Source organism: Paraburkholderia aspalathi, assembly GCF_905220735.1.
In the GTDB taxonomy this organism is placed as follows: Bacteria; Pseudomonadota; Gammaproteobacteria; order Burkholderiales; family Burkholderiaceae; genus Paraburkholderia; species Paraburkholderia aspalathi.
Genome location: NZ_CAJNBA010000002.1, coordinates 756140 through 771211, shown reverse-complemented (window position 1 = coordinate 771211; position 15072 = coordinate 756140). Strand labels below are relative to the sequence as shown.

15 protein-coding genes are annotated in these 15072 nt (G+C 60.5%); 5 read left to right on the top strand and 10 right to left on the bottom strand.

Translation table 11 applies throughout. The annotated features are described in order from the left end of the window. Nucleotides 1–86 precede the first annotated feature (86 nt). On the top strand, nt 87–1487 hold the full coding sequence (locus tag KHO30_RS14200) for a DHA2 family efflux MFS transporter permease subunit (protein WP_211701327.1): 1401 nt from the start codon (nt 87–89) through the stop codon (nt 1485–1487). Between the two features lie 3 nt (nt 1488–1490). Here the strand turns inward: KHO30_RS14200 and KHO30_RS14195 are convergent, their stop codons facing one another. Beyond that, nucleotides 1491–2264 (bottom strand): SDR family NAD(P)-dependent oxidoreductase, encoded by a 774-nt coding sequence (locus tag KHO30_RS14195; RefSeq protein ID WP_211701326.1) that lies wholly within the window; start codon nt 2262–2264, stop codon nt 1491–1493. Between the two features lie 251 nt (nt 2265–2515). On the opposite strand from KHO30_RS14195, the gene KHO30_RS14190 reads away from it, so the two are divergent. Next, complete coding sequence (locus tag KHO30_RS14190; protein ID WP_093644929.1) at nt 2516–3445, top strand: LysR family transcriptional regulator; 930 nt, start codon at nt 2516–2518, stop codon at nt 3443–3445. Nucleotides 3446–3931: 486 nt separating this feature from the next. Here KHO30_RS14190 and KHO30_RS14185 read toward each other — a convergent pair whose 3' ends face one another. The 3 genes from KHO30_RS14185 to KHO30_RS14175 form a co-directional block, all read right to left on the bottom strand. Then, nucleotides 3932–4648 carry a Crp/Fnr family transcriptional regulator gene (locus tag KHO30_RS14185; protein WP_093645034.1) on the bottom strand — a complete coding sequence of 239 codons (717 nt, stop codon included), beginning with the start codon at nt 4646–4648 and terminating at the stop codon, nt 3932–3934. A 228-nt stretch (nt 4649–4876) separates the two neighbouring features. Beyond that, on the bottom strand, nt 4877–5119 hold the full coding sequence (locus KHO30_RS14180) for a hypothetical protein (protein WP_211701325.1): 243 nt from the start codon (nt 5117–5119) through the stop codon (nt 4877–4879). A 117-nt stretch (nt 5120–5236) separates the two neighbouring features. Next, nucleotides 5237–5488: a DUF1488 family protein gene (locus tag KHO30_RS14175; protein ID WP_093644935.1), complete on the bottom strand. Its 252-nt coding sequence runs from the start codon at nt 5486–5488 to the stop codon at nt 5237–5239. Between the two features lie 136 nt (nt 5489–5624). On the opposite strand from KHO30_RS14175, the gene KHO30_RS14170 reads away from it, so the two are divergent. Together KHO30_RS14170 and KHO30_RS14165 are read left to right on the top strand one after the other, a co-directional pair. Next, nucleotides 5625–5804 (top strand): hypothetical protein, encoded by a 180-nt coding sequence (locus KHO30_RS14170; RefSeq protein ID WP_093644937.1) that lies wholly within the window; start codon nt 5625–5627, stop codon nt 5802–5804. 223 nt (nt 5805–6027) lie between these two features. Next, nucleotides 6028–7116 (top strand): glycosyltransferase family 2 protein, encoded by a 1089-nt coding sequence (locus KHO30_RS14165; protein ID WP_211701324.1) that lies wholly within the window; start codon nt 6028–6030, stop codon nt 7114–7116. Between the two features lie 29 nt (nt 7117–7145). Here the strand turns inward: KHO30_RS14165 and KHO30_RS14160 are convergent, their stop codons facing one another. The 3 genes from KHO30_RS14160 to KHO30_RS14150 all read right to left on the bottom strand — a co-directional run bounded on the left by KHO30_RS14160 (nt 7146) and on the right by KHO30_RS14150 (nt 9527). Continuing rightward, nucleotides 7146–7871 carry an amino acid ABC transporter permease gene (locus KHO30_RS14160; RefSeq protein WP_093644941.1) on the bottom strand — a complete coding sequence of 242 codons (726 nt, stop codon included), beginning with the start codon at nt 7869–7871 and terminating at the stop codon, nt 7146–7148. A gap of 2 nt (nt 7872–7873) precedes the next feature. Then, complete coding sequence (locus tag KHO30_RS14155; RefSeq protein WP_200621716.1) at nt 7874–8599, bottom strand: amino acid ABC transporter permease; 726 nt, start codon at nt 8597–8599, stop codon at nt 7874–7876. Between the two features lie 106 nt (nt 8600–8705). Beyond that, nucleotides 8706–9527: an ABC transporter substrate-binding protein gene (locus tag KHO30_RS14150; protein WP_211701323.1), complete on the bottom strand. Its 822-nt coding sequence runs from the start codon at nt 9525–9527 to the stop codon at nt 8706–8708. A gap of 303 nt (nt 9528–9830) precedes the next feature. Between KHO30_RS14150 and KHO30_RS14145 the strand changes: the two genes are divergently transcribed. Then, the gene (locus KHO30_RS14145; protein ID WP_054039606.1) at nt 9831–10052 is read left to right on the top strand and encodes a hypothetical protein; all 222 of its coding nucleotides are present in this window, start codon (nt 9831–9833) and stop codon (nt 10050–10052) included. A 127-nt stretch (nt 10053–10179) separates the two neighbouring features. Here the strand turns inward: KHO30_RS14145 and KHO30_RS14140 are convergent, their stop codons facing one another. From KHO30_RS14140 to KHO30_RS14130, 3 genes are all read right to left on the bottom strand, one after another. Beyond that, the gene (locus KHO30_RS14140) at nt 10180–11493 is read right to left on the bottom strand and encodes an MFS family transporter (protein WP_200652126.1); all 1314 of its coding nucleotides are present in this window, start codon (nt 11491–11493) and stop codon (nt 10180–10182) included. Between the two features lie 424 nt (nt 11494–11917). Further along, nucleotides 11918–13636 (bottom strand): SpoVR family protein, encoded by a 1719-nt coding sequence (locus KHO30_RS14135; RefSeq protein ID WP_211701322.1) that lies wholly within the window; start codon nt 13634–13636, stop codon nt 11918–11920. Continuing rightward, a complete protein-coding gene (locus KHO30_RS14130; RefSeq protein ID WP_054039600.1) occupies nt 13633–14904 on the bottom strand; it encodes a YeaH/YhbH family protein in 1272 nt (423 codons plus the stop codon). Before KHO30_RS14130 ends, KHO30_RS14135 begins: the two co-directional genes overlap by 4 nt. Between the last annotated feature and the right edge of the window lie 168 nt (nt 14905–15072).

The following is a 15072-nucleotide window of genomic DNA, read 5'->3' as shown; positions in this document are numbered from 1 at the left end:
AATATCATGACGGAATCCCCCCAACGATCGCTCCGAGCTCGGCCCGCCGGTCCATCCGCCCCGCCGCCCCCGCAGCTCAATTGAACATGAACAAGGATTCCGCCCAGACCGCACTGCTCTGGATTGTCGCCGCCGGCTTTTTCATGCAGTCGCTCGACACGACCATCGTCAACACCGCGTTGCCGTCGATTGCGAACAGCCTGCACGTCGCGCCCCTCGCGATGCAGCCGATCGTGGTTGCCTACACGCTGACCATGGCGATGCTCACCCCCGCATCGGGCTGGCTCGCCGACCGCTTCGGCACGCGGCGCGTCTATTTCGTGGCGATTCTGATATTCGTGCTCGGATCGATCTGCTGCGCGAGCGCGCATACGCTCGGCCAACTGGTGATGGCGCGGGTCCTGCAAGGACTGGGCGGCTCGATGCTTCTGCCAATCGGAAGGCTCGCAGTCCTGCGCAGCGTCTCGAGCGAGCAATACGTATCGGCGCTCGCGTTCATTTCGATTGCCGGCCAGTTGGGCCCAATCGCCGGTCCGACGCTCGGCGGCTGGTTCGTCGAGGCCATCACGTGGCACTGGATCTTTCTGATCAACGTGCCGATCGGCGCGATCGGTCTCTACGCAGTGCAGCGGTTTTTGCCGGCGCATGGCGAAACCCAGGCGCCGCCGTTCGACTTTGTCGGTTGCGGGCTGCTGTCCCTGTGCATGATCGCGTTTTCGCTCGCCGTCGAGGCGCCGGTCGCGACGCATCGCGCGGCATGGTCGGCGGGTCTCTTCGCGCTCGCGGTGGTCAGCGCGCTCGCCTACATTCCGCACGCAAAGCGCCGCGACAATCCGCTCTTCAAACTCTCGCTCTTTAGCGAACCGAACTTCAGCGTCGGTCTGATCGGCAACCTGGTGTGCCGCATCGGCTCGAGCGCCGTACCGTTTCTCGTGCCGTTGCTGCTGCAATTGCAACTCGGCTACACGCCGCTGCATTCCGGCCTGATGATGCTGCCTGCCGCACTTGTCGGCACCCTCACCAAACGCTGGATTGCGCCGCTCGTGCGCCGCTATGGCTATGACACGTTCCTGCTCGTCAACACGATCATCGTGGGGTCGGCGATCGTTGCGTTTGCATTGATTACGCGGGGTACGCCGCTCATCGTCGAGATCGTGATTCTGGCGGTGTTCGGCGGCGCCAACTCCATGCAATTCGCGGCGATGAACAGCGTCACGCTCAAAGGCCTCTCGCATGAAGATGCCGGCAGCGGCAACAGCCTTTTTTCGATGGTGCAGATGCTGGCGATCGGCTTGGGTGTCTCGATCGGCGGCGGCCTGGTAAATCTCTTCTCGGCACAATGGGGATCGGCGGCGCTCGGGTTCCGCCTGAGCTTCGTGTGCGTGGGCGTCATCACGCTGGTGTCCGCATGGGTGTTTCGGCATCTCGACGAAGCGCCCGTCACGCGCGACGTGCGTCGCCAGGCGACCCAGGGCGCGGGGCGTTGAATCTCAGTCCGGCAAACGGATGCCGGAAAATCCCTCGCATGCTTCGAGCAAGCGCTCTTGCACCGCGACGTCGTGGACCGCCGGATGCGTCTCGCGCGGCTTCTTATGATAGAAGTACGCGCCGCTGACGGTGGCCGACGGTTCATCGCTGGCAGCGAGCCACACCTGGGTTTTCGGCGCCGCTTGCAGATCGTCCGGCGCGCCTGCTCCGCCCATTTTCGTCGCCACCCAACCGGGTTCCAGTGCGTTCGACAATACCGCTGGCCAGCGGCGCGCGATCGCAAACGCCAGCAGCGCGTCATGCAGTTTCGAATCGGAATAGGCCGCTGTGCCCCGCCATGGCCGCCGGTCCCATGCCAGATCGTCGAGGCTCGCGTCGCCGCTTCGATGCAGGCCTGAGCTGAGATACACGAGCCGCTTCGGCTTCCTGATCAGCGCGGTCAAGATGTAGGGGGCCAGCGTGTTGACCGCGAACACGTGCGGCAGGCCGTCCACGGTGGCAATCCGGCGCGGCTCCTGGTAACCGACCGCCGCGTTATGGATCACCGCGTCGAAGCGGCCGAGTGTGTTGACCTGCTCCGCCAGCGCGATTGTCGCTGCAATGCTCGACAGATCGCCTGTTAAAGCAGTTTCCGCCTCCGGTACGGCCTTCAACGCTTCCTCGGCACGCGCCGCATTGCGTGCATGCACAACCACTTGATGACCGGCGTCGACGAGCAGACGCGCGGCCATCTGGCCAAGACCGTCGGCGGAACCGGTGATAAAAACTCGCGACATGATGGTGTACTCCGTTGATCAGTCATCTATGCCTGACGCATGGTGAGAACCGCGTTCCATCGTGCGGCAGGCGAACCCGTGCAGATTAGCGCCAAACGAGTGCCTGACGCGATAGCGCGGCTGTCATTCCACTCATGACGCCGTGTCATTGATTGACCCGGACAGGTGGCGTTTCCCGGCGTCGTCGCGTGAATTCAAACACTATTTCGCGATAGCATGTCATGCATTAATACGTAACAAGGGAATATCACATGCCATTTGACGAGCGCATGCTGAACGGCATGGGCGTGCTGACGGCGATTGTCGACTGCGGCAGTTTTGCGGCGGCAGGCGAAGCACTCGACATGTCGCAATCCGGCGTCAGCCGTTCGGTTGCACGGCTCGAAGCACGCCTCGGCATCCGGCTATTCGACCGCACCACCCGCTCGGTTACGCTGACTGACGAAGGCCGGCGTTTCTACGAACAGATCGTGCCGCTGCTCGGCGGACTCGAAGAAGCAGCGGCTTCCGCGGCGCAGGGCGCCACGGCGGTTCGTGGACGTTTGCGTGTGAACATGGACCCGTTCTTTTCGCGTCTCGTGCTGGGGCCGAGGCTCGGCGGCTTCGTCGACAAGCATGCCGATCTGCATCTCGAGTTGATCACACGAGACCAGTTAGGCGATATGGTGGCCGACGGTTTCGATCTTGCGATCCGTTTCGGCGACCCGCCGGTTTCGTCGCTCATTGCGCGCAAGCTGCTCGACACACGGGTTCTGACCGTCGCCGCGCCCTCGTATCTGAAGAAACACGGTCATCCGGCAAGCCCGGCCGAACTCGAAAGCGGCAAGCACGCATGCATCAAGTTTCGTGATCCGCTAACGGGTTACCCGTTCAGTTGGGAGTTTCATCGCGGACGCAAGAAGACGACGATTACGCCGCAAGGCCGCCTGACCGTGAACGACGTCGGCACCTTGCATAGCGTATGCGCTGCCGGCCAGGGCGTCGCGCAGATTCTCGCGTTCGGCGCCGAGTCATTGTTCGCCAACGGCAAACTGGTCGAACTGTTTCCCGACTGGAGCGACGAGGTTTATCCGCTATATGCGCTCTATCCTTCGCGTCATCATCCGCCGGCCAAGGTGCGGGCATTCTTCGACTTCATCGTTTCGCTGACTGGCGGCCCGACACGCGAAACGGCCGCTTGAGTGACGGCCTGGCGAGCGTGACGTCTCGCCGACAGCCATCGAGCGGCATCCGTGCGTTTATCGGCGTGGAGTATATCGGCGTGGAAAGCGCGACTTCGCATCTTGTACGGTAGCGTGCAGACACAATCTCACGATGCGCGCAGGCTATGTGAAGGCACTCACTGCCCGTACGGAAAAACTATGTCGAACTACCCATTTGAGAGCGAGCTCGCTCATCTCGAACAGATTATTCCCTTTCTCATGACTGCTCCGCCCTTGGGCCTGCCCTACTGGCGACGCCGGATTCTCGCCTTGTCTCCGCCTGAAGGACGTCTGCCGGCTGGCAGTGCCCAACGTATCGGCAGGTTAATGGACGTATTCGAAGAGATCGAGCGCAAGGCATCACCGGACGCAGCGTCTGCAGCAAGGACAACGGCACGCTAGCGCGCTGGACGGCGAACCGGATCAGCCAGCCGTGCTCGCCCTCGCTTCGCCAGAGAGCGTTCGCTAGATCGCCTGCAATGCCGGCAACAGCCGGTCGAATTCGCGCTTGACCACCGCGTAGCATTCACACACGTGGACTTCCAGACCGGGCCGGTCCAGCACAGTGATATGGCCGTGGCTATAGCGGATCAAGCCGGCGTTCTGCAGTTTCAGCGCCGCCGCGGTAACACCCGAGCGACGCACGCCGAGCATATTGGCAATGAGCTCCTGAGTCATACGTAATTCGTTCGACGGCAAGCGGTCGATGCTAAGCAGCAGCCAGCGGCACAATTGTTGATCGATCGAATGATGGCGGTTGCATACCGCGGTCTGCGCCATCTGGGTAATGAGCGCCTGCGTATAGCGCAATAGAAGGCGCTGCATGGGGCCGCCGCGATTGAATTCGTCTTTCAGCATGCGCGCATTCAAGCGCCAGGCGCGGCCCGCGCTTTGCACGATCGCGCGGCTCGGCGTGGTCTCGCCGCCCATGAACAGCGACACGCCGACAATGCCTTCATGTCCCACGATGGCGATTTCCGCCGAGGCGCCGTCTTCCATCACATAGAGCAACGAAATAATCGACGTAGTGGGGAAAAAGACGTGTTCGAGCTGACCGCCGGATTCGTAGATCACCTCACCTAAGGGCAAATCGACTTCGACCAGATGCGGCTCGATGCGCGCCCACTCCAATTCGGGCAACACCGCTAACAGTTGATTCGCTTTTGGGTCACCCTTAAGCATCGGTGGCTCCTTGCTGGGTTCCGGACGCGCCAGCGGCGCGGCTACGCATTGATCTGCGGAAACGGCGCAAGCACGCGTTCCGCTGCAACGGCGATTATGAACCGCGCTCAGGACGCGCGGAATCGGGTAAAGCGCCCGCTTCGCTTCGGCCGTGAGCGTCAACGGCTTCAACGCACACGGCACAAATAGAAAAACCGGCTCGACGCCGGTTATTTTCGTTCCGAATGCCTACAGAGCGATGGGTTTCTTTTTGAGTATCAAGGGTCGGCGCGTTTCCATCAGCGTGCGTTTCGCACCGAGCCACTTCGTCACGTGCTTGACCCATTGCTTCGGCGCGGTTTCAATTCCCTGCGCCTGCTGAGGCTCGTTTGCCGTGGGTGCGGCCGTTTTTTCGCTTTCGGCAAGGCGCTCTGCTTCGCGCCGGCGTTTGCTGTCGGCAATTTCTTCTAGATTGACCTGGTCATCATCCATGCTGGAACTCCCGCGACAAAGCACGACGAGGCGCCGGTGGGCGCCACGCTGCTTCGGCTGTGGAACAAGGCGGCGCACGGCAGGTCCGGTTGGACCTACCGCGCCGCGCTCGCTGTATCAAGAAATCGTGTAGCGGTTTTGCGGACCGCCGACATACAGACCGCGAGCGAGCGTGAGGATTTGCTCGCGATGACGGTCGAAGGCTGCCAGTACTGCCGGCTCGTCGGAGCCTGCGCTCGGGCTCAGATTCGAAATGACCGAATTATTGACAGTGAAGGCGATTTCGCGCGCATTGTCATAGCCCCAGAAATTGACACAATGACGGAAGGCGTCATAGCTGCGGCTTGGGTTCGGGAAGTTGAGGGACATTTCACGCTCCCGTGGTGTTTTCCTTCTTCACGGTGCGCTGAATATGGGGCGCGGTCAAGGTGTTGTTTGTAAGTGTGAATGTTTATCGGGTCCATGCCTTGCTGTTCTGTAGGTGTTCTCACACCAGGAGCATGCAATGAGCGAAACCAAAGAACACAAAGGCGCCAAACCTGCCGACATCGAACATCCGCAGCCCGCCACCCATAGCGACAACGAAAAGAGCAAGCTGCCCGAACGCCACGACGAAGGGCGCGATCAGTCGCCGGCGGACCGCCCAGGAAAAAAACCCGGCGAGGGCGAACCGTCAGTCAGTTAAATTATTAACCGCTAGTCCAACGCCTAGCCCAAGCGGCTTTGCTGCGTTTTTTGCATCAAAGCCGCATAAATTCTCCCCTTCGAACCGCTTTCACAGCGCGGACATTTCTTCCGATTTATTACGGATTATTTTTTCCCTGCAATGGACTATTTTGCTGCATGCAGCAATGTGTGCGCAAAGCGAACCGGCTGCCGCCCCTTAACAGATAAGAACGGAGACGCCCGTGTTCACCTTCTCCACTCCTACGTCCCGCCCATCCCGCTCCTCTCCCAAGGTTTCCATTTGCCTGCCCACCTGCAATCGGCCTGAGTTGATCGTCGAGTGCATCGATTCGTGCCTCGCGCAGACGTATGGCAATCTGGAGATTGTGATCGGCGACGATTCAAAGGACGAACGCACCAAGCAGTTGATCGCGCAGCGCTACGCAAACGAGGCGCGCATCCGCTATGTGAAGAACCAGCCGGCACTCGGCCAGGCGCGCAACGTCGCGAGCCTGTTCGCGCGCGCACGCGGCGACAAGATCCTGCTGATTCACGACGACGACCTGCTCACCACCGACGGCGTCGAAAAGCTGGTGTCACTATGGAAGCTTCATCCACAGCTCGAAGTGGCCTTTGCCGATCAGTATGAGGCCGACCACACCGGCGCCATCGACTTTGAAGGCAGTGCACGCCTGAATACCGCGTTTCGACGCACTCGGGAAGCTGAAGGCTTGCAGACTTTGCCGGGTAGAACCGGGCTGATCCAGATGTTCCCGAACAACGGCTGGATGGCGAACGCGGATCTCGTCAAACGGATCGGCTATAGCGACCAGTACGGCATGTGCTGCGATTTCGTGTTCGGCACCGAGCTCTGTCTCGCCGCGCGCGAGGTGTTCTATCTGCACGAATACGTGTCGGTGTATCGGAAGACCGCGACCTCGATCTCGCACAGCACGCGCGGCACGACGGTTGCCGCGACCGTGAGTGCGTATGCGTTCGTCAAGGCGCTGAAACTGCCTGCGCAACTGGAGCCGTCACGCAAGCTGGCGTTGCGCCGTCTCGCGCCGATCGTCGTCTCGGTTCATGCGAAGAATCGCCAGGCAATGCCGGGATTGAAGATCGCCTTCACGCATCTCTTCGCCTACAACTATGGTTTGAGCACGCGGCTCTATTACCACCTGCTCATCCTCTCACGTGCGGCCGTAAGCATACGGCAGCGCGCGGCGGTGGCCGCGGTGGTCGCGGCAGCGCCGGCTGTCATTGCCGAGCCGGCCGCCGCGGTGACAGAGCTCGTCACGGACCTCGTGACCGATCGATCCGAAATGATCTGACCCAGCCGTAGCTGGAAGCGGCTAGCGGGTCAGTCGCCGGACAATGCCTGGGTAGCGGCCGGTGCGCGCGGCAGCACGATGCGCTTGCGCCGCGTCAACGCATAAGTCGCGATGCGGTCAAGCGCCGTGCACAACACCAGATAGATGAAGCCGACGAACAAAAAGATCTGCGCGGGATACACCATTAGCCGGTTGCTGACCTGCGTCGCGACGAACGACAACTCGCCGACGCCGACGATATACGCAAGCGAGGTGTCCTTCACCAGCGATACCCATTGATTCACGAACGACGGCGCCATGATGCGCATCGCCTGCGGCAGCGACACGTAGCGCAGTGTTTGCATCCGCGTGAGACCGAGCGAGAGCCCGGCTTGCCACTGACCCTCGCCGACCGCACGAATGCCCGCGTGCACCGAGTGCGCGAGGTACGCGCCGCCGATCAGCGAAAGCGCGCAGACGACCGTCGCGAGTCCCGGCACATCGACATGGAAAACCATCGGCAACAGGAAATACGTCCAGAAAATCAGCATCAGCACTGGAATCGCGCGGAAGAAGCCGATCACGAGCAGCAACGGCACACGGGCGATGCGCCCCGCCAACGCCAGCGCAATCCCACCCGCGACGCCGAGCACGGCCGATGCAAGCGCCGAACACAACGCGAGTACCAGCGTGAGCGCTGCGCCGCCGAGCGGTCCTTGTGGAAATGCGCCGACCAGCAGATACGGCAGGTTGTGGGCGAACAGTGTCCATGTCATGTTCAGCGCCTCGCGAATGAGCGGTCGCGCGCATGCGCCACCGTATGCGAGACGGCTTCGATCAACGCGATGGCGGCAATATACAACACGGTAGCTACACCGAACGCCTCGAAAGTCTTGAAGCTCTCTGTCTCGACCTGACGCGACGCGTACGACAGTTCGGCCAGACCGATTGCCATGGTCAGCGATGAATTTTTCACGAGGTTCATGTATTGACCGAAAAGCGGCGGCAGCGAAATGCGCACCGCTTGCGGCAAAACGACGTAGCGGAACGCCTGCAATGGCGTGAGACCAAGCGCCGCGGCCGCGGCATGCTGACCATCCGGCACGCCGCGCAAGCCCGCCTGGAACTCTTCGGCGATGAAAGCCGCCGTATAGCACGTAAGCCCGAGCCATCCGGCGACAAACTCGAACGATGGCCAGCGCAACGCGTACACGCCGAGGTGCACGCCATGCGGCGTATTCAACCATTGCATCAACGCGTCAGGCATCAGCGTGGCCGCGCCGAAGTACCAGAAGAACAGTTGCACCAGCAACGGCGTGTTGCGAAACACCAGCACATACGTGGCCGTTGCGCGACGCAGCCAGCCATACCGCGCATGACGCGCGATCGCCAGCACGAAGCCGGACACCGTGGCCGCGAGCGCCACCGTCAACGCGAGACCGACGGTGACACCAAAGCCTTGCCACAGCCACATCAGATACTTCGGAGCGAGCCACGCTTGCATCTTTGAACCTGCTTCCTGAAACCTGCTTCTTTCGAAAATGCCGACGGGCACGTTGCCAACGTGCCCGTTCATTGCCGGGTGCCTGGGTGCTACAGCGACACGACGATCAGGTCTTGTCGCCGATCTTGAAGATGCGTGCGAGCGGGGTCTTCGTTTGCGGACCGAACCAGCGGTTGTAGATCTTCGCGGCCGAGCCGTCGGCTTCCAGCTCCTTCAGCGTGTCGTTCACGAAGCCGACCAGACGCGTCTCGCCCTTCGGGATGCCGACACCCATGTAGTCGTTCGAAATCGTGAACGCCGGAATCTCGTAGTTCTGCTTGTCCGGCACGTTCGCGAGCAGGCCGACCAGCTTCGGACCATCCTGCGTGATCGCCTGCACGTTGCCCGCGCGCAAAGCCGCGAACGCGAACGGCGTGTCGTCGTACGCGACGATCGTGGCTTGCGGGAATTTCTCGCGGAGCGTGATCTCGTTGGTGGTGCCCTTGTCCGCGCCCACCCGCAGGCTATTGATCTGATCCGTCGACTTCAGCACGCCCTTCTTCGCCAGGAACTGCTGGCCCGACGAGAAATACGGAATGCTGAAATCGACCTGTTTGGCGCGCTCGTCGGTGATCGTGAAGTTGGCGAGCACCAAGTCCACTTTTTTCGACGTCAGGAACGGAATGCGGTTGGCCGGATTGGTGGGTTGCAGTTCGAGTTTCACGCCGAGCTTGTCGGCGAGCGCCTTCGCGTAGTCGACGTCGAGACCGACAATCTGGTTGCTGGTTGCGTCGACGTAACCGAACGGCGGATTGCTGTCGAAGGTCGCGACGCGCAGTACGCCGGCCTTCCTGATGTCGTCGAGACGGTCGGCATAGGCGAGCCCCGGCGCCGTCAGCGAGAGTCCCGCCAGTGTCATTAACCAGGCAGCGAGTATTTTCGATTTCATTTTTATGGATCTCTTGGTTTGTGCGTGATGCTTGTTCAATATGCGTGCGATGTTTCTAAAAACGGATGCGTGTCGGCGATATCCTTCGTCAATCCGTCGCAACCGCGAGGTGCAACCGATGGCCACGCATGGGCGTCACATTAGCAGCGACGCCGCGCGCTCCGAACCAAGAAATGCTCCTGTAATAAGCGCGTTTTCTGCTAAGCATCCACTCATTAGCAAACGCGTATTTGTCGCTTGGGCTTGCACGCGCGGCTGATTAGGATGGGCCTCGAACCGTCATCAGCCCGGAGGTTATCCACCATGTCCGACAGTGCCTGTTTCAAGCCACGTGTGATCGAGCCGGTCGTCGTCAATCAGCCGGAAGGATTGGGGCTTGCCGTGGAATTGTGGCTTGCGCATCCCGTCGATGGGATTGCGGGGCGCGCCGTGCAGATTCATCTGCGCAGCGATGCGAAGATGGCGCAAGCCGAGTCGCTACGCGACCTGCTTCATGCGCTGGGAACGGAGATCGTGGTGGCGTGAGCGTGAACTCGCGCTGTGCTTGCCGTGCTTGCCGGCGGGATAAAAAAACGGCGGCCGGGTTGCCCCAGGCCGCCGTTTTCAAAGAGCGCTCATGCGCGCTGTTCGAGCTTATCGCCTGAACTCAAGCTCAAGGCTCGTTGCGCAGATAGCCTTCTTTCGAAGGATCGCGCATGCGCAGCGACACGAGACCCGCAATCGCGCACAGCGCGGTCACATACCAGTAGAACGTCGTCTCGCTGCCCACCGATTTCAGCCACAGCGCGACGTATTCCGCCGAGCCGCCGAAGATCGCATTGGCCACGGCATACGACAACCCTACGCCCAGCGCGCGCACTTCCGGCGGGAACATTTCAGCCTTGATCAGGCCGCTGATCGACGTATAGAAGCTGACGATCGCCAGCGCCACGACGACAAGGGCGAAGGCCACATACGGGCTCGTCACGTCTTTCAACGCATGCAGCAGCGGCACCGTGCCAATAGTCGCGAAGAAGCCGAAGAACAGCATCGAACGACGGCGGCCGATGCGATCCGACAACGCGCCGAACGCCGGCTGCATGATCATGTAGACGAACAGCGCCGCGGTCATCACGTTGCTGGCCGTCTTGGCGTGCATACCGGCCGTGTTGACCAGGTACTTCTGCATGTAAGTCGTGAACGTGTAAAAAATCAGCGAACCGCCAGCCGTGAAGCCGAGCACCGTCGCGAATGCACCCTTGTGCTGCCACAAGCCACGCAGCGTGCCGGCTTCCTTGCGTTGACGCGTTTCGGCCGTGGTCGTTTCTTCGAGCGATTTACGCAGATACAGCGCGACCAACGCCGCTAACGCACCGATCACGAACGGCACACGCCAGCCCCACGCTTTCAGTTCTTCGGTGGAGAGGGTTTGTTGCAGGATCACCAGCACCAGCAGCGCGCACAACTGGCCGCCGATCAGCGTGACGTACTGGAACGACGCGAAGAACCCGCGACGGCCCTTGAGCGCGACTTCACTCATATAGGTGGCGCTGGTGCCGTACTCACCGCCCACCGACAGGCCCTGGAACAGCCGCGCGACCAGCAGCAGCGCCGGCGCCAAGGCGCCGATCTGCGCATACGTGGGCAACACGGCGATGACGAGCGAGCCGCCGCACATCATGAACACCGACACCATCATCGCGGTCTTGCGGCCGTGCTTGTCCGCAAGCCGGCCGAAGAACCAGCCGCCGATCGGGCGCATCAGGAAGCCCGCGGCGAAGACGCCGGCGGTGTTGAGCAACTGCGTGGTGGTGTTGCCGCTCGGGAAGAAAGCCGGCGCGAAATACAGCGCGCAGAACGAGTACACGTAGAAGTCGAACCACTCGACTAGATTGCCCGATGAAGCGCCAACGATCGCGAAGATGCGGCGCCGGGTGTCGTGTGCGTCGTAAGTGGTGGCCACGGTTTGGTCGGTCAGGTCGGTCATGCTGTTGTCTTTCCTTGTCTTTAAACGGAGGTAGCGGTCGTGGCGCCGCTTTCACAACACGCGCATCGAGGTGCCGCGCTGGCACCTATAGCGCGCGTGCGCGAATTTTACAGAATTGCAAGGGAGAGATGGGGGTTTGTTAGGGACTATCCCGAGAGGCTCGTTGCAAGCTCTTCGAGTGCTGCTTAGTGAGCGCCTCAGGGAGGAGACCGATACGAGGTTGATATCGGTCTCCTTGGGCATCGCGAGAATTCTGCCTTCCGGAACGGATTGTGGGTTTTTCAGTACTTTTTCACAAATTACTGAAAAATGGAGGTGAGCCAACCCGCCAGACTCCGAATGACAAAAGCCCCTGTTCGTCATAGACAAACAGGGGCTTCGGACAGATCAGAAAACAGCCTCTACGCAATAAGGCCGAGCGAACTCAAACCCTTATCGCCGGCGGCACATACTTGCACTCATACCGCTTCCTCACCGTGCCATTCTCATCGACGCTTTCCAGGTAGACGTCGAACTGCCACAAGCGCGCCATGTGCTTGAGAACTTCATCGCTATCGCCGGACAGATGCCGGTTGTCGCTCATGAAATGCCGCAGCGTCAGGCTCCGGTCGCCACGCGTATTCACCGCCCAAACCTGAATATTCGGCTCCCGATGGTGCATGTCGTACTGCCGCGACAACGCCTGACGCACGTACTGATAGCCACTGTCGTCGTGAATCGCGGACACTTCGAGCGCATCGCGCATGTCGTCGTCGAGCACCGAGAACAGACGCATCTCGCGGATCAGATGCGGAGACAGATACTGCGCGACGAAACTCTCGTCCTTGAAGTTGCGCATCGCGTAGTGCATCGCCTGCAGCCACGGACTGCCGGCCAGTTCGGGGAACCATTTGCGGTCCTCCTCGGTTGGCGATTCGCAGATCCGGCGGATGTCGCTCATCATCGAAAAGCCGAGCGCATACGGGTTGATGCCGCTGTAGTACGGTTTCGTGACCGGCGGCTGGTAGACCACATTGCTGTGCGAATGGAGAAACTCCATCATGAAGCCGTCTTCCAGCTTGCCCTGGGCATACATCGTATTGAGCAAGGTGTAGTGCCAGAACGTCGCCCAGCCTTCGTTCATGACCTGGGTTTGCCGCTGCGGATAGAAATACTGGCCGACCTTGCGCACGATGCGGATCACTTCCCGCTCCCACGGCTCGAGCAGCGGTGCGTTCTTCTCCGCGAAATACAGCAGGTTTTCCTGCGGCTCGGGCGGATAACGCTCCTCGATTTCCTCCGGCAACGGCGTATGCCGGGTCGGCAAGGTGCGCCACAGTTCGTTGACCTGCGATTGCAGATAAGCCTCACGTTCGCGACGCGCCGCAAACTCCTTTTCCAGCGACAGTTTCTGCGGACGTTTGTAACGGTCCACGCCGTAATTCATCAACGCATGGCACGAGTCGAGCAGCTCCTCCACCCGGTCGAGCCCGAAGCGCTCTTCGCACTCCGCGATGTAATTCTTCGCGTAGACGAGGTAATCGATGATCGCGTGTGCATCCGTCCACAGCCTGAACAGATAGTTGCCCTTGAAGAAAGAATTGTGGCCATAGGCCGCGTGCGCGATGACGAGCGCCTGCATCGTCATCGTGTTCTCTTCCATCAGATACGCGATACAAGGGTTCGAATTGATGACGATCTCGTACGCGAGCCCCATCTGCCCGCGACGGTAGCTTTTTTCGGTAGAGAGAAAGTGTTTGCCGAACGACCAGTGACGGTAGTTCACCGGCATGCCGACGGACGCGTAAGCGTCCATCATCTGTTCGGCGCTGATGAGTTCGAGCTGGATCGGATACACGTCGAGTTCATATTGCTCTGCAACACGGGCAATATGCGAGTCGTACTCTTCGATCAATTCGAAGGTCCAGTCGGACGGGCACGGCAGAGGCCGTCTATCGGCTACGTTCATACGGACTTCCCTTTGCCCCTCAGTGGGCGTTCCGGTGTGTCCCCGTGCTGCAGCGGCGTCGACTGCTCCGGCTGCGGCGGCTCCCGTATCGTCCGCCTTCGCCTCGGCATGCCCCGACTGTTGCTGCTGCGGCACGCCTTTCCCGCGCGCCGGCTGATCGCCGCGCGCTTCGTTGGGCAGGTGCTTTGCCGTCATGAAGACGCCACCTGCTTTTCAAACAACTCCCGAAACACCGGATAAATGTCAGCCGCGGTCTCGACCTTCTTCATCGCCATGTGCGGCTGGCTCAGCGCCAACTGTGCATATTCGAGCCACAAGTTCTGCTCTTCCGGCGTAACCTGGATATACGCAAAATAGCGCACCTTCTCCAGGATGTCATCCGAAAGTATCTTGCGGCACTTGGGCGAATCGTCGGTCCAATTGTCGCCGTCAGACGCCTGAGCGCCGTAAATATTCCATTCAGTCGGTGAATAGCGCTCGTCCATCACCTTCTGCATCAGCTCCAGCGCGCTCGACACCACTGTGCCGCCGCTTTCCGTCGAATGAAAGAACGTGTCTTCGTCGACCTCTTCGGCGCGGGTGTGGTGGCGAATGAACACCACTTCGATCTTTTCGTAGTTACGCTTGAGGAACAGATACAGCAGGATGAAAAAGCGCTTGGCGAGATCCTTGCGCTGCTCGTCCATGGAACCGGACACATCCATCAGACAGAACATCACCGCCTGGCTGGACGGCGTAGGCTGCTTGACCCGGTTCACGTAGCGCAGATCGAACGGATCGATAAACGGAATGCGCCAGATGCGCCCGCGCAAATGATGGATTTCCTCTTCGAGCAGTTTGATCTCGTCGCGACGGTCGTCCGGATCGGCCTTCATCACTTCGAGTTGCCGTTCCATCTCATGCAACTGATTGACGAGCGGCGCACCAAGCGCAATCCGGCGGCCGAGCGCGCTGCGCAGCGAACGGACCACGTCGATATTGTTGGGTGTGCCTTCGGCCGCCCAGCCGGCGCGGATGCTTTTCCACGTGGGCACGGCCATCAGATGGGTTTTGACGAGACGCGGCAGTTCAAGGTCGTCGAAGAAATACTGCATGAATTCTTCGCGGCTCAGCTCGAACACGAAGTCGTCCTGACCCTCGCCCTCGTTGCTCGCCTGGTTGCCCCCGCCTCCGCCGCCGCCCCCTTGCGGGCGCTGGATCTTGTCGCCGCGGATGTAGTCGGAATTGCCCGGATGCACCATTTCCCGCTTGCCGCCGGGGCCATGCCGGAACGACGGTTCCGCAATGTCCTTGCGTGGGATGGTGATGCTCTGGGTGTTCTGAATATCCTTGATGCTGCGATCGCGAACCGCTTCCGAGACGGCGCGACGAATGTAGTTTTTAACGCGGCGCAAAAAACGCTCGCGGTTTGCAATGCTCTTGTTCTTACCAGCTAACCTGCGGTCGATGATTTGATGAAGCACGCCCGGTCTCCAGTATCGACCGGAGTTGGCGCTTTAGCGCTTACTCCGGTCCTATGCAGTCGCAATTTCCGCTGCGCGAGACGTACGTTGCAATAGGCATGTCGGCAAACGCAACGCTATGTCCATGCAACTTGCGGCTCGCAAGGTGCCCGCGCGGTCAGACCGCGC